Source organism: [Actinomadura] parvosata subsp. kistnae (assembly GCF_900323885.1).
Taxonomy (GTDB): domain Bacteria; phylum Actinomycetota; class Actinomycetes; order Streptosporangiales; family Streptosporangiaceae; genus Nonomuraea; species Nonomuraea composti.
Genome location: NZ_OOHJ01000015.1, coordinates 229580 through 249261 on the forward strand (window position 1 = coordinate 229580; position 19682 = coordinate 249261).

A 19682-nucleotide genomic window follows, 5' to 3' on the forward strand; every position below is an offset into this window, starting at 1 on the left:
CGCAGTGGGGTTCGTGCTGGTGGCGCTCGTCGCGCCGCTCGCGCAGGTGCTGCTGGTCAACCGCGCGGCCTGGGGCGGGCCCGACCTGGTGACGCTGGCCGTGGTGTGGCCGGCGCTGGCGCGCGGGCCTGTGTGGGGGTGCGTGGCGGGGCTGGTCGCGGGGCTGGCCGCCGACGTGACCCCGCCCGCCGACGGCACCGTGGGGCGCACCGCCCTGGCGCTGTCGCTGACGGGGCTGCTGGCGGGATGGCTGAGGCGGCCTTCAAGGGCCACGCGCCGGCCGCTGGTGGCGGGCGTCCTGGGGGCGGGGCTGGGGACGGTGCTGCCGTGCGTCGCCGCCGCCGGGCTCGGTGACGAGGTCTGGGCGTCGGCGACGGCCGGGCTGCCGCTCACCCTGGCGTGGACGGTGCCCCTGGGAGCCGTCCTGGGCGCCCTGCACGCGCGGCGGCGCCCCGCCGCCGAGGTGGTGCCGCGCCGTGTCTAGGGGCAGGCTGCTCGTGCTGCGGCTGGTCGCCACGGCGATGCTGGCCACGCTGCTCGGACGGCTGTGGTTCCTCCAGGTCGTCAACGGCGCGGCGTACGTGCGGGCGGCGGCCGACGTACGGGTCAGGAGCGTGCCGCTGCCGCCCACCCGGGGGCAGATCCTCGACGTGACCGGCCGCCCCCTCGTCACCAACACCACCCGGCCCGTCGTGACGGTGGACGCCATGGCCCTGGCCCACCAGCCGGACGGCGGCCGGGCCGTGCTGACCCGGCTGGGCGAGGCGCTGGGCCGGCCGTACCGGCAGCTCGCGGAGAAGGTGCGGCTGTGCGGGCCGTCGGTGCCGCAGCCGTGCTGGCAGGGCTCACCGTACGAGCCGATCCCCGTGGCGCGGGACGTGAGCGTGCCGGTGGCGCTGCAGATCAGCGAGCGGCAGCAGGACTTCCCCGGCGTCCGTACGGAGCCGCGCCCGATCCGGGTGTACCCCTACGGCCGGGCGGCGGCGCACACCCTCGGCTACGTGCAGGGCGCGAAGGGCCGCGACGGCCTCGAAGCCGCCTACGACCGGGACCTGGCCGGCCGGGCCGGGCGCACGGACGTGGCCGTGGACAACACCGGCCGGGTCACGAGGACGATCCGCCAGGAGCCGCCCGTCCCCGGCGACACGCTCGTGACCAGCATCGACGCCCGCGTCCAGGCTATCGCCGAGCAGGCGCTCGGCGAGGCCCTGGCGAGCGGCGGCGGCTCCTCCGGCGCGGCCGTGGTGCTGGAGTCCGCGACGGGCCGGGTGGTGGCGCTGGCCGGGCGGCCCGCGTACGACCCGTCGGTGTGGACGGACGGCGTGACGGCCCGCGAGTACCGGGCGCTGCCGCTGCTGTCGCAGGCCGTGCAGGGCGAGTGGGCGCCCGGCTCGACGTGGAAGGTCACCTCGGCGGCGGCAGCGGCGGCGGCCGGGTACGGGCTCGGCGCCACCTACGACTGCCCGCCCGGCTACACCGTCGGCGACCGGGTGTTCCGCAACTTCGCCGGGGCCGACCTCGGGCCGATGACCATGCACGGGGCGCTGGTGCGATCATGCGACACGATCTTCTACCGGCTGGCCGACCGGCTCTGGCGGCGCGGCTCCGACGCCCTGCAGCGCACCGCCCGCGGCTTCGGCTTCGGCCGGCCGACCGGCGTGGACCTGCCGGGCGAGGCGGCGGGCGCGGTGCCGGACGCGGCCTCGAAGCGGGCCCAGTGGCGGGCCACCCGGGCGGAGATCTGCCGCCGGTCCCGCGAGGGTTATCCGGAGATGGGCGACCGGGCGCGGGCCGCGTACCTGACGGAGCTAGCGCGCGAGAACTGCCGGGGCGGCGGCGTGTGGCGGGGCGGCGACGCGGCGAACTTCGCCATCGGGCAGGGCGGCGTGCTGGTCACGCCGCTGCAACTGGCGCGGGCGTACGCGGCCGTCGCCAACGGCGGCACCCTCTACAGCCCGCGCGTCGGCCTCAAGGTGGTGCGGCCCGGCGGGACGACCGTGCGCACGATCACCCCGCCGGTGACCGGGCGGCTGCCGGCCTCGGACGCGACGCTCCGCTTCCTCCGGCAGGCCCTCGGCCAGGTGCCCAGGACGGGGACGGCCGCGGGCGCCTTCAAGGGGTTCCCGTTCGGCAGGATCGCGGTGGCGGGGAAGACGGGGACGGCGGAGTCGTTCGGGCGGCGGGACACCTCCTGGTTCGCCTCGTTCGCGCCCGACCCCGGCTACACGGTGGTCGTCGTGCTGTCGGAGGGCGGCAGGGGCGCCGAGGGCGCCGCGCCCGCGGCCCGCGCCATCTGGGAGGGCATCCTCGGGCTCAGGGAGCGGCGATGACCACAGGGCGGCGCGTCGGGCCCGGAGAGCGGGCCAGGCTCAGGCGGCGGGTCAGGGCTGGAGGGCGGCGATGATCGCGGTCGCTGGGAAGAGGCGGCTGGTGTGGGCGCCGGCGCTGGGGCCGCCCGACCGGCTGCTGACGCTGCTGGCGCTGGCCCTGTCCGGCACCGGGCTGCTGCTGGTGTGGTCGGCCACGCGGATGGCGGGCGGGCACGCGCTGCTCGTGCGGCAGGCCGTGGCCGTCGGGGGCGGGCTCGTGCTCATGTGGCTGGTCTCCCGGGTCGACCTGCGGGTGCTGCGGGCGTACGTGCCCCTGGCGTACGTGCTGGCGCTGGCGGCGCTGGCCGCGGTGCTCAGCCCGCTCGGCGTGCGGGTCAACGGGGCGCACTCGTGGATCGTCCTGGCGCCGGGCGTGCAGTTCCAGCCGTCCGAGCTGGCCAAGCTGGCGCTGGCGCCGGCGTTCGCGGTGCCGCTCGCGGAGCTGCGCGACGGGCGGCGGCGGCCCGGGTTCGGCGTGGTGCTGCTGGCGCTGGCGCTGGCCGCGGCGCCCATCGGGCTCATCGCGTTGCAGCCGGACCTGGGCACGATGATGGTGTTCGCGGCCATGGTGTCGGGTGCGCTGCTGGTGTCGGGGGCGCCCAAGCGGTGGCTGCTGGTGCTGTTTGCGGGCGCGGCGGCGGCCGGCGCGGCGGCGTGGCGGCTCGGGCTGGTCCGGCCGTACCAGCTCGAACGGCTACTCGTGCTGGTACGGCCGGGCGCCGACCCGGGCGGCGTGGGGTACAACGCCGCCCAGGCCCGCATCGCGATCGGCTCCGGCGGGCTGTCGGGCAAGGGCCTGTTCAACGGCGAGCAGACCGCCGGGCACTTCGTGCCGGAGCAGCACACCGACTTCATCTTCACGGTCGCGGGCGAGGAGCTCGGGTTCGCCGGGGCCGCGCTCATCCTGCTGGCCGTGTTCGTGCTGCTGTGGCGCGGGCTGTCGATCGCGCGCCACGCCGCCTCGCCGTACGGGGTCGTGCTGGCGGGCGGGCTGGTGTCGTGGCTGGGGTTCCAGACGTTCATGAACGCGGGCATGACCATGGGGCTCATGCCGATCGTGGGGGTGCCGCTGCCGTTCGTCTCGTACGGCGGCTCCGCGACGGTGGCGGGGCTGGTGGCGGTCGGGCTACTTCAGGCCGTGCACCGGAGCAAGCCCGTGCAGCCGTAGCAGGTTCTCGCCCAGGATCTTGCGCTTGGCCTGGTCGGTGAGCTGCGGGTAGCCGTAGCCGTCGCACAGGTCCTGCGGGATCGTGAAGTCCCTGAACGCCCTCAGCGCCCACTGCGGATGGAAGATCGGCGCCTCCGAGCCGTAGATGATCTTGTCTTCGCCGCACCAGAAGAGCAGCTTGCCGATGATCTCGGCGAACATCCTCGGCGCGCGCACGATGAAGTTGATCGTCGCCGCCAGGTCCGCGTACAGGTTCGGGTAACGCACGAGCTGCCAGCACGTCTCGTCCAGGAACGGCAGGCCGACGTGGAAGATGACGAAGTTGATGTCGGGGAAGTTCGCGGCGGCGCCGTCCATGTCCCACGTCTGCGTGTGCTCGATCGGCTGCGGGCCCAGCGGCACGCCCTTGTGCACGCCGATCAGGTTCACGCCCAGGTCCTGCGCCTTCTCGAAGACCGGGAAGGCCACCCTCGGGTCGTCCATGCGCCACGGGTACGGCGAGCCGTAGTCGTAGCGCACGTTGTACAGCTTGAACGCCCGCGCGTTGTACTCCCCCACCTGCCGCTCCATCAGGTCCAGCGCCCGGCGGCCCTCCAGCGGGTTCACCGACCCCCAGAACACCGTCCGGTCCGGGTCGCGGGCCGCCAGCTCCGCGCACTCCTGCCACGGCGACAGGCCGTCATGGTAGAGGTCGGTCAGCGGCAGCGGCATCGCCACCAGCATGTCCGTGTCCGACTCCTCGAACACCATGCGGCGGATGTCCTCGATCGTCCACTGCCGCAGGAACTCCTCCTGCGGCAGCGTCGTCTCCCCCTCCGGGGTGAGCGTCGTGTGGAAGGCGTACAGGTGGTTGGAGAACATCTGGCCCGCCGGGCCGAACGCGTTCTTGGGCTCGAAGTTGAGCACGTGGGCCACGCTGTCGAACACGAAGAAGTCGTCGATCACCGTAGTTCCCTCCCGATGTAGGCCGCCTTGTCGGGCACCTGCGCGGGCGGGGGCAGGAAGCGCAGCATCCGGGCCGCCCTCGGCGAGAGCCGCTCCGTCGTCCACACCTCGTCCCACACCACCTCGACCTCCGCCCGCTCGACGCCGGGCTGCTCCTCGATGCGCTCCCTCACCTCGGTCAGCACCCTGGCGGCGAACGGGCACCAGCCCGAGGTCAGCAACAGCTCGACGCGGGCCCGGCCGCCGCTCACCTCGACCGACCTGACCAGACCCATCTCCACGACGGAGATGCCCTTCTCCCTGCAGCACGGGTCGTAGACCCCGGACAGCGCCTCACTGGCCCACTGCGGTATCTCCGGCATGACCTCATCGTCGGACGGGTGTGCCTTCTGGGGTAGGCGTCCTGTTTTCAGATGGCGCAGATGCTTGGTGGATGACCGGCGAACCACCCAGCGATCTGATCCGCAGCGTCTCCCGCGCGCTCCGCGTGCTGGAGGAGGTCTCCCGCTCCGACCGGCCCCTGTCGGTCAAGGTCATCGCCCGCCGCTGCGGCCTGAACCTGTCCACCTCCTACCACCTGGTCCGCACCCTGTCCTACGAGGGCTACCTGCACCGGCGGCCCGACGGCGACTACACGCTCGGCTCGCAGGTGGCCGAGCGCTTCCACGAGATGCTGGAGGCCTTCCAGCGGCCGCCCCACGCCGCCGCCGTCCTGCGCCACCTCGCCGCCGCCAGCGGCCACACCGCCTACCTGGCCCAGCTCTCCGAAGGGCGCCTGGTCGTGGTGGACGTGGCCGAGGGGCCGCGCTCGCCGTACCTGGAGGACCTCCAGGCGGGCCTGGAGACGGCGCCGCACGCCACCGCGCTCGGCAAGGCGCTGCTGCTCTCCCTCCCGCCCCGCACCCGGCGCGGCGTCCTGACCGGGTACGGCCTGCGCCGCTTCACCTCCTCCACCCCGGCCAGCGTCGAGGACGTCGAGGAGGAGCTGGCCCGGTTACGGCCGGGGCAGGTGGTGGAGGAGCACGGGCAGTTCAGGGAGCAGGTGGCGTGCGCCGGCGCCGTCGTCCCCGGCACGGACTGGGCCATCGGCATCTCCACCCGCGGGCTGTCCATCCCGGCGATCGCCCGCATCCGCCTCGCCCAGGCCGTCCGAGACCTGGGATGACCCCCTGCCCGCCGCGCACCGTGAATACTGGGACGGACCGGGTCCTGGTTTCTGCTGCACCTGGAAAGGGGGCGCGGTATGAGGGTGATCCTGTTCGGGGCGACCGGCATGATCGGGCGGGGGGTGCTCAGGGAGTGCCTGCTCGACGAGCGGGTCAGTGCCGTGCTGGCCGTGGGGCGGGCGGCCACCGGGGTCTCGCACCGGAAGCTCCGGGAGGTTCCGCACGACGACCTGCTCGACCTGGCGCCTGTCGAAGGGGAGCTCGGCGGGTACGACGCGTGCTTCTTCTGCCTCGGTGTCTCGTCGGCCGGGATGAAGGAGAAGGAGTACCGGCGGATCACCTACGACTTCACGCTGTCCGTGGGTGAGACGCTGGCGCGGCTCAGCCCCGGGTCGACGTTCGTGTACGTGTCCGGCGCCGGCACCGACCCCCACGGGCGGGCCATGTGGGCGCGGGTGAAGGGCGAGACCGAGAACGCGCTGCTCGCGCTGCCGCTGGAGGCTTACATGTTCCGGCCCGGGTTCGTGCAGCCGATGCACGGCGTGCGGTCGCGTACCCGGCTCTACCGGGCGGCCTACGTCATCACGCGGCCGTTGTTCCCCGTGTTGCGGCGGGTGTTCGGGGGTGGGATGACGACGACCGAGCAGATCGGGCGGGCGATGATCGCGGTGGCCGAGCGGGGTGCGGCGAAGCGGATACTCGGGCCCGCCGACATCAACGCGCTCTGAACGTCGGGCGGCGGGCCCTCGCTGCGCCCGGGGCGAGGGGGACGGCGAGGAACGAGGCCGCGGCCGCCAGAGCCCAGACGGTCGCCCAGGAGGCGTGGGCGACGACCGCCGGGACGAGCAGCGGGGTCACGAAACCCGTCGCGAACAACGTGGTGCCCAGGAGCCCGAGAGCGGTCCCGGCGCGGTCGGCGCCCGCCATGGCGGCGATCTCCGTGTAGGCGACGCCGTGCCACGCGTTGGCCAGCACGCCGCCGACGGCCAGGGCGGCGACGGTGAGCGGGGTGGGCGCGCCGGTGAGCACCGCCGCGCCCGCCATGGCGAGGCCGGCCAGGGCGCCGATGGCCCTGATGTGGGTGCGGCGGCCGCCCGTGCGGTCGGTGCGGCGGCCGGTCCAGATGCGGGCCGCGCCGCCGCCGAGCTGGGCGATGACGACCGTGAGGCTGGCCAGGAAGGCGCCCTCGCCCTTGACGTCGTGCAGGAAGATCGCGGTGAAGGAGAGGACGGCGAACTGGGGGACGGTCAGCAGGGCACCCGCCAGCGCCAGCCGCCACACGTCCCAGCGGCGCAGCGGGGAGCGGGTGCCGGAGGTGGCGGGCGTGGTGCCGGGGGCGGCAGGCGTGGCCGGTGGGGTGGGTTCGTGGAGCCAGCGCCAGGTGGCCGCGGCGGCGGCGAGGCAGAAGGCGGCCGGTACGGCGTAGGCGGCGCGGAAGCCGTACGAGCCGGCGAGCCATGGCAGCACCGCCACCCCGACCGCTCCGCCCACGGGGATGGCCGTCTGGCGGATGCTCATCGCGAAGCCGCGCTCCCCCTCGCCGAACCAGGTCATGACCGCGCGGCCGGAGGCGCCGTTGACGCTGCCGCCGAGCGCGCCGGCGACGGCGAGGCAGAGGCCCAGCAGGGCCACGCCCGCGCCGTCCTGCGGGGTCACGGCGGCGGCCATGACGGCGAGCAGCGCGCCGGTCGAGGTCAGGCCCGTGAGCAGGACGCGCCGGTCGCCGAAGCGGTCGGTGAGCAGGCCCCACACGATGTCGGAGGCCGCCACCCCGAGGCCGATACAGGCCAGCACGAGGCCGAGCGCCTCCGTGGACAGGTGGTATCCGGACCGCATCGCCACGCCCGTGACGGGGATGCCGGAGAACATGGCGGAGAAGGCGGCCTGCGCGCCGACCCCGACGGACAGCACGACCCAGCGGTGCCGGGGCCCGTACGAGCGCCGCTGGTCAGACGACAGGTTTCGCCCGTGCTGCTGCGTGATGGTCATGGGGTCCGCCTTTCGGAGGAAGTAACCGGAGATGGCGGTTACTCACCCTGGCAGGCTCGAAAGTAACTTGTCAACGCGGTTACTATCGGGGTCATGGACTTCACCTTCATCAGCGGCAACCTCGGGCTCGACCTGGCCGGCACCGTCGGGCACCGGCGTGGTGCGCGGATCGACATGCTGGCCACGCCCGCCGACCTGGCCCGCTGGACGGTGGCGGCCGGGCTGCTCGACGTGCCGCCCGAGGTGAGCGAGGACGATCTGGCCGGGGCGCGGGCGTTGCGGGAGGCGATCTACCGGCTGGCGAGCGCCGCCCGTACCGGAGGAGCCGCCGAGGCGGCCGATCGGGACACGCTCAACGACGCCGCCCGGCCCGCGCCGGCGAGTGTGCTGCTCGGTGAGCAAGGGGTGGTGCGGGGTGGCGACCTGCGGGCGGCGCTGTCCAGTACGGCCAGGGCGGCGGTCGAGCTGCTCGGCGGGCCGCAGGCCGGGCTGATCAGGGAGTGCGAGGCGGATCCCTGCACGCGGCTCTACATCGACGCCTCCCACCGGCGCACGCGCCGCTGGTGCGACATGCGCGGCTGCGGGAACCGCGCCAAGGCCGCGGCCTTCCGCGCCCGCCGGCACGCCTGACCACCCGACGGCCGGAGCCTTCCCCGCCCGCCCCGATCGCCACCTTTCCCACGCTCGCAGCACGTCTGGTGCGTGGTGGAATATCTGAGGGGGTGCGGACGCTACCATAGCCGTCAAAGATTCAACAGTCAGGGTTGGTGACTAAAGTGCAGTTCGGAATCTTCAGTGTGGGCGACGTCACCACGGACCCCACCACCGGCCGGACCCCGACCGAGCACGAGCGGATCAAGGCGATGGTGGCGATCGCGCTCAAGGCGGAGGAGGTCGGGCTCGACGTCTTCGCGACGGGCGAGCACCACAACCCGCCGTTCGTGCCGTCCTCCCCCACGACGATGCTCGGCTACATCGCGGCCAGGACCGAGCGGCTGCAGCTGTCGACCGCCACGACGTTGATCACGACGAACGACCCGGTGAAGATCGCCGAGGACTTCGCCATGCTGCAGCACCTGGCCGACGGCCGGGTGGACCTCATGCTGGGCCGCGGCAACACCGGCCCGGTGTACCCGTGGTTCGGGCAGGACATCCGCCAGGGCATCCCGCTGGCGATCGAGAACTACGCGCTGCTGCACAAGCTGTGGCGCGAGGACGTCGTGGACTGGGAGGGCCGCTTCCGTACGCCGCTGCAGGGCTTCACCAGCACGCCGCGCCCGCTCGACGGGGTGCCGCCGTTCGTCTGGCACGGCTCGATCCGCAGCCCCGAGATCGCCGAGCAGGCCGCCTACTACGGCGACGGCTTCTTCGCCAACAACATCTTCTGGCCGAAGGAGCACTTCATGCGGCTGATCAGCCTCTACCGGCAGCGGTACGCGCACTACGGCCACGGCACCCCGGAGCAGGCCGTCGTGGGGCTGGGCGGGCAGGTGTTCATGCGCAAGAACTCGCAGGACGCGGTGCGCGAGTTCCGCCCGTACTTCGACGTCGCCCCCGTGTACGGTCACGGGCCGTCGCTGGAGGAGTTCATGGCGGAGACGCCGCTGACCGTGGGCAGCCCGCAGCAGGTGATCGACCGGACGCTGGAGTTCAGGGAGTTCTTCGGCGACTACCAGCGCCAGCTCTTCCTCATGGATCACGCGGGCCTGCCGCTGAAGACCGTGCTGGAGCAGCTCGACCTGCTCGGGGAGGAGGTCGTGCCGGTGCTGCGCAAGGAGTTCGCCAAGGACCGCCCGGCCGACGTGCCCGACGCGCCGACCCACGCGTCCCTGCTCGCCGCCAAGAACGCCGCCAAGAACGCCGTCGAGGACGCTCCCGAAGCGCCCGTCGGCGCCTGACCCACCCGACAAGCACGTCCTCGAAGGAGAACCATGAAGCTCGTCGTCGTCACGGCGGGGCTGACGCAGCCCTCCTCCACCCGCCTGCTCGCCGACCGCCTGGCCGAGGCGGTGGCGCAGCGGGCGGAGGTGGAGGTCCGCGTGGTGGAGCTGCGCGACCTGGCCGTGGACATCGCGAACGCCTTCGTCACCGGCTTCCCGAACACCCGCCTGCGCGAGGTGGCCGAGGCCGTGACGGCGGCCGATGGGCTGATCGCGGTCACGCCCATCTTCAGCGGCTCGTACAGCGGCCTGTTCAAGTCGTTCTTCGACGTGCTCGACAACACCGCGCTGACGGGCAAGCCGGTGCTGATCGCGGCCACCGGCGGCACCGCCCGGCATTCGCTGGCCCTGGAGCACGCGTTGCGGCCGCTGTTCGCGTACCTGCGGGCGGTGGTCGTCCCGACGGCCGTGTACGCGGCGGCGGAGGACTGGGGCGGCGGCCGGGACGCGTTCACCGACGGGCTCGGGGAGCGCATCGGCCGTGCCGCGCAGGAGCTGGCGGACCTGCTGCTGCACCGGGCTCCGCGTGCGGAGGAGACCGTGGAGGAGGTCGTGCCGTTCGAGCAGCAGCTCGCGGCGCTTCGCCGGACCGAGTAGTTTTCGTCCCGCAGGGCGGGCTTCAGGAGTATGGTCCGTTAGGAACCTTTCCTAACGAACGGAGACGTATTGTGCTGACCGCCACGCTCCTGGCCCTCTCCCTCACCGTCTCCTCGCCGGCTCTCACCGACCCGCACAAGAAGGACATCGCCATGCGGCTGGTGTCCAGCGCGGAGAACTCCTCGCTCGACTGGAAGGCCCAGTACGGCTACATCGAGGACATCAAGGACGAGCGCGGCTACACGGCGGGCATCATCGGCTTCTGCTCCGGCACCGGCGACATGCTGGAGCTGGTCGAGCTCTACACCGAGCGCAAGCCGGACAACGTCCTCGCGAAGTACCTGCCGGCCCTGCGCAAGGTGAACGGCACCGACTCCCACAAGGGCCTGGAGCCGAACTTCCCGAAGGACTGGAAGACGGCCGCCAAGGATCCGGTCTTCCAGCAGGCCCAGAACGACGAGCGCGACCGCGTCTACTTCAACCCGGCCGTCACGCAGGCGCAGAAGGACGGGCTGCGGGCGCTGGGCCAGTTCGTCTACTACGACGCCATGGTCATGCACGGCCCCGGCAACGACAAGCTGAGCTTCGGCGGCATCAGGAAGGCCGCCCTGGGCAAGGCCAAGCCGCCGGCCCAGGGCGGGAACGAGGTGACGTACCTGAACGCGTTCCTCGACGCCCGCAAGACGGCGATGAAGGCCGAGGACGCGCACGAGGACACCACCCGCGTCGACACGATGCAGCGGGTGTTCCTCAAGAACGGCAACCTCGACCTGAACCCGCCGCTGACCTGGAAGGTGTACGGGGACTCGTACACGATCAAGAAGTAGGGGCGGGCGCGTCAGGGCTTGACGCTCACCACGTCGTACGTCGTGTCGGGCGTCGGGGTGGTGGTGAAGCGGGCGTTGGGCAGATAGAGGCGGCGGCCGTGGGCGGCCACGGTGGTGGGCACGTCGAAGCGGTCGTCGGTCAGCCGCCTGATGAGCTTGCCGGAGGCGCCGTCGCGGGTCAGGGCGATCGCGGCGACGGTGTTGAGGCGGTTCTGGACGACGTACAGGGTGCGGCCGGCCAGGAGCAGGCCGTCGCCGTTGACCAGCGACTCGCCGCCGAGGTCCACCTCGGTGGTGACGCCGGAGGACGGGTCCACCTCGAACAGCTTGCCCGTGTTGGACTGGACGATCAGCAGCGAGCGGCCGTCGGGGCTCGGGGCGATGCCGTTGGCGTTGTTGCCCGTCGTGTACTGGATCGCGCCGCTGAGCGGGATCTTCACGGCCTCGGCGGGCAGCGCGCCGCCGCGTCCGAGCTCCAGCTTGTAGAGGACGGGGTTGGCGGAGTCGGTGTAGTAGGCCGCCCGGCCGGCGAGGATGACGTCGTTGACGAACGACGTGCCGGTGGCGAGCTGGTACGACTTGAGCACCGCGCCGGTGCGCAGGTCGATCACGCGGGCGTTGCCGGCGTTGCCGCCCGCCACGAACAGCCGGCCGCGGCCGTCGGTCTTGAGCCCGAGCGACGGCGTGCCCGGCCCCTTGCTGATCACGCCGCCCTGCCCGGTGCGCAGGTCGGCCCGGTAGATGTCACCGGTGGCGCGTGAGCCGAAGTAGGCGTAGCGGCCCCCGATCGCGATGCCCTCCGGCTGGAACCCGTTGGGCAGCGGGAACGTGTCGGGCTTCGTCGCGGCCTGCGCCGGCACCCCGCCGAGCAGGACGACGAGCATGGCACTGCCGAGCGCGGTCTTCAGGATCGCGGATCTCATGCGGCCCACGATGCCCAAGGGACCGGCCGGGGCAAAGACCTTCCCGTGCCTTCACAGCGACCTTTCAGAAATGGTCCTGACATTTCAGGAAGTGCCGCATTCCCGATTACGGAACGGGAAAAAGCGTTGTCATCCTCGCACGGCCGTCACTACGTTGACGCGAATGCGGAGGCCCCTTTTACCCCTGATGTCCGCCATCCTGGCCGTTTCGGCCTGCAGCGCGCCGGCGCCGCCACCGAAGCCGGCGGTCACGTCTCTCACCCCGAGCCCGGTCGAGCGGCAGCGCCCCGCCGTCGACCTGGCCGCGTACGAGCTGGGCCGCTCGCGCCCGGTCGCCGACCCCGTCTACCCGGCCTACGGCGACCCGTCGATCGACGTGCTCCACTACGACCTGGCGCTGGACTGGAAGCCGGGCACCCGCACGCTGACCGGCACGGCCAGGCTCACGGTGCGGGCCGCCCGGCCCATCAACCGGGTCAAGCTGGACTTCGGGCGCGCGCTCAAAGTGGACGAGGTCACGGTCGACGGCACGCGCGTGCGGGCGACCCGCAAGTACGACGATCTGACCGTCCCGCTGCCGGAGCCGATCGAGGCCGACGCGGGCACGGTCGTGACCGTGCGCTACCACGGCCGGCCGAAGCCCGTGGGGCTCTGCCAAGATTCCCGTGGTAACGCTCAATTACTAGCGATGGTGAGAAGTATCCGTTTTCGGAGCAGGGCCAGACCGGCTCGCCCGTACATCTGCCGTTTCAGCAGTTTGATCTTGTTGATCACGCCTTCTGTGGGGCCGTTGCTGTAGGGCAGGGTGAGACCGGCGACGACGGCGTCGTGGTCGATGAGCAGTCCTTCGGCGAAGGAGCGCAAGGGGTGCAGATCGCCGGCGCGAACGTCGGCGATCCAGTCGTCCAGCCGGTGTCCCTGGCGCTGGGTGAGCAGGTCGGCGAAGGTGCGTACATGCTCGGTGGCCTGCTTCAGCTCCAGGCAGCAGTCCAGTACTTCCTGCAGCCGGGTCGTGCGGCCGGGGCTGAGGTGGGCCGGGTCGGTCATGATCCAGCTGGCGACGCGGCGGGGTGAGGGCGGCGCCGGAGCGTCCTCGGCGCGTCCTTGGCCCAGGTAGCGATACAGCAGCGTGGAGCCGCCCTGGTACCCCATCGACTTGATCTCCCGCAGCAGGGCCCACACGGTCACGCCGGGTTCGGCGGCTCGGCGGCTGCGCAGGTAGTCACGAAACGGGTCGACCAGCGTGGCACCCCGTTTCGAGCCGCCGATCAGCTGCTCGACGTGTGGGGCGCGGGCGTACTTCTTGACGGTGTTCAAGGCGAGGTGGAGCCGGCGGGCGATCTCGTTGTTCGTCACGCCCTGGCCGAGCAGCGCGTGGATGGCCGCATACCGGCTGCGGGTGCGCCGTACGGTGGGGCCTTCGTCGCGGCCCTGGCCGGTGGCGATGTCGCGGAAGCAGCCCCGGTGGGCCAGGGCGAGTTTCTCGACGGCCTCGCTGAGGTTGTTGAGCAGGTGCCAGCGATCGGCACACTGCACCGCCTGCGGCGCGCCGTCGCGGGCGCCGGCCGCGTACGCGGCCGAGCGGTCCCGGCAGATGAGCTGGACTCCGGGATGCGCTTGCAGCCAGTGGGCGAAGGTGACGCCGAGCCGATCGGGCAGCACGTCCAGGCAGCGATGGGTGACGGCATCGATGATGATGGTGGCATACCGCTGACCCCGCTTGATCGCGAAGTCGTCCACGCCGATCACCGCCGGGACGGTCGACGGCGGCTCCGGCAGTGCCATCAAGGTGCTCAGCACGCTGGTGCGGCTGAGCAGGAGCCCGATCGTGGCCAGGAGAGATGCGCCGGCTCGCCCAGCCAGCGCCAGCGCGCATGCGATCACCAGCGCCGTCGCGCCCGCCGTGCGACGTCCGTAGCGGCCGGCCAGACCCGGCACCTGCTCGTGGAAGGTCTGCCGCGCGCAGTCCAGGTTGATGCACACCAGGCGTCGTAACCTCAGCTCGATCACCACGGGCAGCCCGTCCACCGGGCGATCGGCCAGGCGGCGCCGGTGATAGCCGTGCACCTTGCCCGTGGCCGTCCCGCACGAGGGGCAGCACACCGGATCGCCTCGCGTGCGGGCCACCACCCGGATCTGGCCGTCCTGACGATCCACCTGCTCGATCTCCACCGCGGCCAGGTGCGGGAAGAGCACGTTCACCATGTCACGGTTGCACACCGTTCACGGTCTCATCCAGAGCAGCGGAGTGTGGATGGAACAGCACCTTCTGTCACCACAGGAATCTTGGCAGAGCCGCCCGTGGACGCCAAGCAGCGGCGCGAGGACATCTCCATGCTCGGCTTCCGCATCGGCGGCGGGGGCAGGGCGTGGGCGCTGCAGGAGCCGTTCGGGGCGTTCACGTGGTTCCCGGTCAACGACCATCCGTCGGACGAGGCGCTGTACGACGTGGCGATCACGGTGCCGAAGGGGTGGTCGGGGGTCGCGCACGGGACATACAAGGGCAAGACCACCGAGGGGAGGTCGAGCACGTTCCGCTGGCAGTCGACCGACCCCGTGGCCAGTTACCTGACGTTGTTCGCGGCGGACAAGTTCCGGATGTTCACGGACAAGGGGCCGCGCGGGATCCCGATCACGTACTGGATCCGGCCCCAGGACGTGCGCAAGCAGCTTCCGGTCGCGCGGCGGATGCCGGCGATCCTGCGCTGGCTGGAGAAGAAGCTCGGCCCGTACCCGTTCCCGAGCGCGGGGCTGGTGGCCACCAGCGACTCCGGCATGGAGACGCAGCAGATGGTGGCGCTCGGCCCGCGCTACATGGAGCCGTCGGTGGTGGCGCACGAGCTGGCGCACCACTGGTTCGGCGACACGGTCACGCCGCGCACCTGGCGGGACATGTGGATGAACGAGGGCTTCGCGATGTACTTCGAGATGCAGTGGTACGCCGACCACGAGGACGGCACGATCGACGCGTTCATCTCCAACATCCGCGCCTACGACGCCGAGCTGCGCCGGGAGAACGGCCCGCCCGGAAAGTACCGGCGTGACGCGTTCGGGCAGAGCAACGTCTACTACAGCCCGGCGATCATGCTGCACGAGATCAGGAAGCGGCTCGGCGACAAGAAGTTCTGGGCGATGACCAGGGCGTGGCCGCAGGAGCACCGCAACACCACGCAGGACAGGGCCGCGTTCGTGAAGTGGATCAACGAGCACACCGGCAGGAACTTCACCAAGCACATCAACACGTGGCTGGACTCCAAGACCACGCCCCGCTGACCGACCCCGGCGAGTAGGTTGGGACAGAGCCAAACAAACGGGGTTAATCATGTCAAACGGTGCCCGTCACGCTCTGGGAGTGGTCGCGGGACTGCTCCTCCCGCCCCTCGTCGCCGCCGGCCTCTGGTACGGCGTCGGCGACCTCACCCTTCAGGCGCAGCAGGCGTTCCGCATCTCCTGGGTCGCGGTCGGCGTGCTCGCCGCGACGGCGGTCGTCCTGGCCTTCCTGGCCGGCTCGCGCCTGTCGCCCGTGGCCTCGCTGCTCGGCGGCCTGGCCTTCGCCGCCGCCGGGGTCCTGCCGTTCGCGGAGATGTTCACCCGGGTCCGGCTGCTGCCCCTGGACCTGCTGCCGGGCGTGCTGCGCAGCGGCTTCACCACCACGGCCCACTCCGGGCTGCTGGCCGTGGTCGGGGTGACGCTGCTGGTCGTCTCGCTGTTCCCGTCGCGCTGGCGGGGCTCGGTGCGCGACCTGGCCGAGCAGCCCGTCGCCTACGAGTCCGCCTGGGGCACGGCGTCGCCGTCGCAGTCGCCGTACCTGCCGCCGTACAACAGCCCCGAGGACACCACGCGGCCGATGTACCGCGAATGAGCCGCGCGTGGCCTGGCAGAATGCGGCCATGCGCGACTTGAAGATCGTCGACTTCCTCGACCAGCTCGCCGACCGGGTGCCCGCGCCCGGGGGCGGCGCCACGGCGGCCCTGCACGCGGCGCAGGCCGCCGCGCTGCTCGGCATGGTGGCCCGCTACACCACCGGCGAGAAGTACACCGAGCACGCCGAGACCGTCGTCGCCGTGATCGCGGAGACGGACTCGCTGCGGGCGCGGGCGCTGCGGCTGGCCGAGGAGGACGCGGCGGCGTTCACCGCGGTCACCGACGCCTACCGGCTGCCCAAGGGCGAGGAGCGCAGCGCCGCCATCGCCCGCGCGCTGGCCGGCGCCGCCGAGCCGCCCGCTCGGGTGGCCGAGACCGCCACGCGCCTGGTCGAGCTGTGCGAGCTGCTGCTGCCGATCGGCAACCGCAACGTCGTCACCGACGTGGCCGCCGCCGCCGACGCCGCCCGCGCCGCACTCACCACGGCCCGGGTGAACGTCGAGATCAACCTGCGCGGCATCAAGGACGAGCGGGTACGCGAAGAGCTGAACATCCGGATCTCCGGCGTGGACGCGGCCGTCGCCAGGGCAGACTGGGTGACCGCCGAGGTACGCGAGGAGATCTCTTGAAGACGCTGACGGGCAAGGATCTGGCCGCCGCGATCAGGGCGCGCACGCAGGCCGAGGCCGCCGCGGGCCCGCAGCCGCGGCTGGCCGTGGTCGTGGCCACCGCCGACGAGGCGAGCCTGTGGTACGTCCGCTCCATCGCCAAGGCCGCGGCCGGCGTCGGCATCGCCTGCGACGTGGTCGACCTGGGCCCCGAGGCGGCGCCCGGCCGGATCCGCGAGACGCTGGCCCGGCTGTCGGCCGACCCGCAGGTGCACGGCCTCATGCTGCAGACCCCGCTGCCGCCCGGCGCCTCCGCGCAGGAGCTGGCCGCGGCCATCGACCCGGGCAAGGACGTCGACGGCGCCAACCCGCTCTCGCTCGGCCGGCTGGCGGCCGGGCTGCCCGCCTTCCCTCCCGCCACGGCGGCGGCCGTGCTGGCGCTGCTCGACCACTACGAGGTGGAGCTGGCCGGGCGGCGGGCCGTGGTCGTCGGCCGCTCGACGGTGGTGGGCAAGCCGCTGGCGCACCTGCTGCTCGACCGGCACGCCACGGTCACCGTCTGCCACTCGCGTACCCGCGACCTGGCCGCCGTCACCTCGCAGGCCGAGGTGCTGGTCGCGGCGGCCGGGCGGGCCGGGCTGATCGGGGCCGCGCACGTCGCGATGGGCGCGGTGGTGATCGACGTCGGCACCAACCCGACCGACGACGGCGGGCTGACCGGCGACGTCGACTTCGCCGCGGTCTCGAACGTGGCCGGCGCGCTCACCCCCGTGCCCGGCGGCGTCGGCCCCGTCACCACGGCCCTGCTGCTCAGCCACACCGCCAGGGCCGCGAACCGGCCGCACGACCCCCAGGAGGAGGCCCACGATGGCTGACGTCCTCGTCATCCAGAACAGCACGAGCGGCGGCCCCAGCCGGATGGCCGGATGGCTGGAGGAGGGCGGCCTGACGCTCGACGTGGTGCCCGCCCACGCGGGCGCGCCCCTGCCCGGCGGCCTGCGCCACGACGCCATGATCATGCTCGGCGGCGGCTACCTGCCCGGCGACGACGAGCGGGCCCCGTGGCTGCGCGACGCGCGGCGCCTGATGGAGCAGGCGCTGGCCGCGGGGGTGCCCGTGTTCGGCATCTGCCTGGGCGGGCAGATGCTCGCCCAGGTCGCCGGCGGCGAGGTCCGCGCCAACTCAGGCACGCCGGAGAACGGCAGCCTGCCCGTCACGATCAGGCCCGAGGCGGCCACCGACCCGCTCTTCCACGGCCTGCCGCCGGTGGTGCCCGCGATCGAGCACCACAAGGACGCCGTCACCCGCCTGCCCGGCGGCGCCGCGCACCTGGCCGAGACCGGCGCCTGCCCGTACCAGGCGTTCCGGGTGGGGGAGCGGGCGTGGGGCGTGCAGTTCCATCCGGAGGTGCTGCCGGCGCGCATCCGGGAGTGGCGGGTGGAGGGGTTCGACCCTGACGAGGTGTACGCGCGGGCGGTGGCCGACGAGCCGGTCTCCACGCCGGTCTGGCGCACGGTGATCGGCCGGTTCGCCGCACTCGCCACCGCCGGAACAGCCGCCGGAACGACCGCCGGGACAGTCGCCGGGACGGCCACCGGCGTGAGCGGCGCCGCCTGACCGGCCGGTCGCACCCGCTCAGGCGTTCCGTACGGCCGCTCGCACCCGTTCAGGCGTTCCTTATGCCCGCCGCGTCCCGCAGGCCGAGCAGTTCGACGGAACGCTCCCGCATCTCCACCTTCCTGATCTTCCCGGTCACCGTGAGCGGGAACGCGTCCACGACGTGCACGTACCGGGGGATCTTGAAGTGCGCCAGCCTGCCCGCGCAGTACTCCCTGAGCCGCTCGGGCGTCAGCGGCTCCGTGCCGGGCCGCATGATCACCCAGGCCATGACCTCCTCGCCGTACCTCTCGTCGGGCACCCCGATGACCTGCACGTCGGCGATGTCCGGATGCCCGTACAGGAACTCCTCGATCTCGCGCGGGTAGATGTTCTCCCCGCCCCTGATGATGAGGTCCTTGATCCGGCCGACCACGTTGACGTAGCCGTGCTCGTCCATGGTGGCCAGGTCGCCCGTGTGCATCCAGCGGGCCGCGTCGATGGCCTCGGCCGTCTTGTCCGGCTGGTTCCAGTAGCCGAGCATGACCGAGTAGCCGCGCGTGCACAGCTCGCCCGGCTCCCCCCTGGGCACCGTCAGCCGCGTCTCCGGGTCCACGATCTTCACCTCGACGTGCGGCATCACCCGGCCCACCGTCTCCGTCCTGCGGGCCAGGTCGTCGTCGGACCTGGTCATCGTGGACACCGGTGACGTCTCGGTCATGCCGTAGCAGATGGCGACCTCGCCCATGTTCATCTCGCCGACGACCCGTTTCATCACCTCCACCGGGCACGGCGAGCCCGCCATGATGCCCGTACGCAGGGACGACAGGTCGAACTTGGCGGCCAGCGCCAGCTCGGCGATGAACATCGTCGGCACCCCGTACAGCGACGTGCACCGCTCCTCCTCCACCGCGCGCAGCGTGGCCTCGGCGTCGAAGCCCGGCGACGGGATGACGATGCACGAGCCGTGCGAGGTGGCGCCCAGGTTGCCCATCACCATGCCGAAGCAGTGGTAGAACGGCACCGGCAGGCACACCCGGTCCGCCTCGGTGTAGTGGATCAGCTCGCCCACGAAGAAGCCGTTGTTGAGGATGTTGTGGTGCGACAGCGTCGCGCCCTTCGGGAAGCCGGTCGTGCCCGAGGTGTACTGGATGTTGATCGGGTCGTCGAAGGCCAGCTCCGCCATCCGGGCGCGCAGGGCCGCCGGGTCCGCCTTGACCTCCGTCAGCCGCTCCCAGCTCGGGTCGTCCAGGTAGACGACGTCGGAGAAGCCGACCTCCGTCACCATGGCCCGGTAGTCGCTGCCCTTGTGCGACAGGGCGCTGATGAGCAGCCGCATGCCCGACTGCTCGACGACGTAACGCAGCTCGTGCGTGCGGTAGGCCGGGTTGACGTTGACCAGGATCGCGCCGACCTTGGCGGTGGCGTACTGGACGATCACCCATTCGGCCCGGTTGGGCGCCCAGATGCCCACCCTGTCGCCCTTCGCGATGCCCCTCGCCAGCAGGGCCCTGGCCAGGTCGTCGACGTCCGCGTCGAGCTGCGTGTAGGTCCATCTCCGGCCCGAGGGGACGTCCACGAGGGCTTCCCGGTCGCCGAAGCGGGCCACGGTGCGTTCGAGGTTCTCGCCGATGGTCTCGCCCAGGAGCGGAGTGTCGGCGGTGGCGCTGGAGTACGACAGCATGCCCAC

Annotated in this window: 20 protein-coding genes; 14 read left to right on the forward strand and 6 right to left on the reverse strand. The window is 72.3% G+C overall.

The annotated features are described in order from the left end of the window. Positions 1-4: 4 nt before the first annotated feature. The 3 genes from KIS93_RS15705 (at position 5) to rodA (ending at position 3537) form a co-directional block, all read left to right on the forward strand. Positions 5-484: a hypothetical protein gene (locus KIS93_RS15705; protein ID WP_080036874.1), complete on the forward strand. Its 480-nt coding sequence runs from the start codon at positions 5-7 to the stop codon at positions 482-484. Continuing rightward, on the forward strand, positions 477-2330 hold the full coding sequence (gene mrdA / locus KIS93_RS15710) for a penicillin-binding protein 2 (protein ID WP_155126516.1): 1854 nt from the start codon (positions 477-479) through the stop codon (positions 2328-2330). The genes KIS93_RS15705 and mrdA overlap by 8 nt, the downstream gene beginning before the upstream one ends. 70 nt (positions 2331-2400) lie before the next feature. Further along, positions 2401-3537 (forward strand): rod shape-determining protein RodA, encoded by a 1137-nt coding sequence (gene rodA / locus KIS93_RS15715; RefSeq protein WP_080036872.1) that lies wholly within the window; start codon positions 2401-2403, stop codon positions 3535-3537. Here rodA and KIS93_RS15720 read toward each other — a convergent pair. Beyond that, positions 3496-4482 carry an amidohydrolase family protein gene (locus tag KIS93_RS15720; RefSeq protein ID WP_080036871.1) on the reverse strand — a complete coding sequence of 329 codons (987 nt, stop codon included), beginning with the start codon at positions 4480-4482 and terminating at the stop codon, positions 3496-3498. The genes rodA and KIS93_RS15720 overlap by 42 nt on opposite strands. Next, entirely contained in the window at positions 4479-4844 is a 366-nt protein-coding gene (locus tag KIS93_RS15725) for a metal-sulfur cluster assembly factor (protein WP_080036870.1), read from the reverse strand. The genes KIS93_RS15720 and KIS93_RS15725 overlap by 4 nt, the downstream gene beginning before the upstream one ends. Positions 4845-4915: 71 nt before the next feature. On the opposite strand from KIS93_RS15725, the gene KIS93_RS15730 reads away from it, so the two are divergent. Together KIS93_RS15730 and KIS93_RS15735 are read left to right on the forward strand one after the other, a co-directional pair. After that, a complete protein-coding gene (locus tag KIS93_RS15730; protein WP_080036869.1) occupies positions 4916-5647 on the forward strand; it encodes an IclR family transcriptional regulator in 732 nt (243 codons plus the stop codon). Positions 5648-5725: 78 nt separating this feature from the next. Then, positions 5726-6376 (forward strand): Rossmann-fold NAD(P)-binding domain-containing protein, encoded by a 651-nt coding sequence (locus tag KIS93_RS15735; RefSeq protein ID WP_080036868.1) that lies wholly within the window; start codon positions 5726-5728, stop codon positions 6374-6376. Here KIS93_RS15735 and KIS93_RS15740 read toward each other — a convergent pair. After that, complete coding sequence (locus KIS93_RS15740; RefSeq protein ID WP_080036867.1) at positions 6363-7637, reverse strand: MFS transporter; 1275 nt, start codon at positions 7635-7637, stop codon at positions 6363-6365. The two genes, KIS93_RS15735 and KIS93_RS15740, sit on opposite strands and share 14 nt — an antisense overlap. A gap of 93 nt (positions 7638-7730) precedes the next feature. On the opposite strand from KIS93_RS15740, the gene KIS93_RS15745 reads away from it, so the two are divergent. The 4 genes from KIS93_RS15745 (at position 7731) to KIS93_RS15760 (ending at position 11001) form a co-directional block, all read left to right on the forward strand. After that, positions 7731-8267, forward strand: a complete 537-nt coding sequence (locus KIS93_RS15745; RefSeq protein WP_080036866.1) for a CGNR zinc finger domain-containing protein — start codon at positions 7731-7733, stop codon at positions 8265-8267. A 146-nt stretch (positions 8268-8413) separates the two neighbouring features. Next, the gene (locus tag KIS93_RS15750) at positions 8414-9535 is read left to right on the forward strand and encodes an LLM class flavin-dependent oxidoreductase (RefSeq protein WP_080036865.1); all 1122 of its coding nucleotides are present in this window, start codon (positions 8414-8416) and stop codon (positions 9533-9535) included. Between the two features lie 33 nt (positions 9536-9568). Next, positions 9569-10174 carry an FMN reductase gene (locus tag KIS93_RS15755; protein WP_080036864.1) on the forward strand — a complete coding sequence of 202 codons (606 nt, stop codon included), beginning with the start codon at positions 9569-9571 and terminating at the stop codon, positions 10172-10174. Positions 10175-10245: 71 nt separating this feature from the next. Further along, the gene (locus KIS93_RS15760) at positions 10246-11001 is read left to right on the forward strand and encodes a chitosanase (RefSeq protein ID WP_281261968.1); all 756 of its coding nucleotides are present in this window, start codon (positions 10246-10248) and stop codon (positions 10999-11001) included. A gap of 11 nt (positions 11002-11012) precedes the next feature. On the opposite strand, the gene KIS93_RS15765 is transcribed toward KIS93_RS15760, so the two are convergent. Together KIS93_RS15765 and KIS93_RS15770 are read right to left on the reverse strand one after the other, a co-directional pair. Then, complete coding sequence (locus tag KIS93_RS15765) at positions 11013-11924, reverse strand: NHL repeat-containing protein (protein ID WP_080046490.1); 912 nt, start codon at positions 11922-11924, stop codon at positions 11013-11015. A 675-nt stretch (positions 11925-12599) separates the two neighbouring features. After that, positions 12600-14129 (reverse strand): ISL3 family transposase, encoded by a 1530-nt coding sequence (locus KIS93_RS15770; RefSeq protein WP_155126513.1) that lies wholly within the window; start codon positions 14127-14129, stop codon positions 12600-12602. 81 nt (positions 14130-14210) lie between these two features. Here KIS93_RS15770 and KIS93_RS15775 point away from each other — a divergent pair, with 81 nt between their 5' ends. From KIS93_RS15775 to KIS93_RS15795, 5 genes are all read left to right on the forward strand, one after another. Beyond that, a complete protein-coding gene (locus KIS93_RS15775) occupies positions 14211-15197 on the forward strand; it encodes a M1 family aminopeptidase (protein ID WP_155126510.1) in 987 nt (328 codons plus the stop codon). A gap of 79 nt (positions 15198-15276) precedes the next feature. Continuing rightward, on the forward strand, positions 15277-15786 hold the full coding sequence (locus KIS93_RS15780) for a hypothetical protein (protein ID WP_080036861.1): 510 nt from the start codon (positions 15277-15279) through the stop codon (positions 15784-15786). A 28-nt stretch (positions 15787-15814) separates the two neighbouring features. Further along, the gene (locus KIS93_RS15785; protein ID WP_080036860.1) at positions 15815-16417 is read left to right on the forward strand and encodes a cyclodeaminase/cyclohydrolase family protein; all 603 of its coding nucleotides are present in this window, start codon (positions 15815-15817) and stop codon (positions 16415-16417) included. Further along, positions 16414-17271, forward strand: a complete 858-nt coding sequence (locus KIS93_RS15790) for a bifunctional 5,10-methylenetetrahydrofolate dehydrogenase/5,10-methenyltetrahydrofolate cyclohydrolase (RefSeq protein WP_080036859.1) — start codon at positions 16414-16416, stop codon at positions 17269-17271. Before KIS93_RS15785 ends, KIS93_RS15790 begins: the two co-directional genes overlap by 4 nt. After that, complete coding sequence (locus KIS93_RS15795) at positions 17264-18013, forward strand: type 1 glutamine amidotransferase (RefSeq protein WP_080036858.1); 750 nt, start codon at positions 17264-17266, stop codon at positions 18011-18013. Before KIS93_RS15790 ends, KIS93_RS15795 begins: the two co-directional genes overlap by 8 nt. A gap of 49 nt (positions 18014-18062) precedes the next feature. Here the strand turns inward: KIS93_RS15795 and KIS93_RS15800 are convergent, their stop codons facing one another. Next, positions 18063-19676, reverse strand: coding sequence for an AMP-binding protein (locus tag KIS93_RS15800; RefSeq protein WP_080036857.1), 1614 nt, complete (start codon positions 19674-19676; stop codon positions 18063-18065). Positions 19677-19682: the final 6 nt, after the last annotated feature.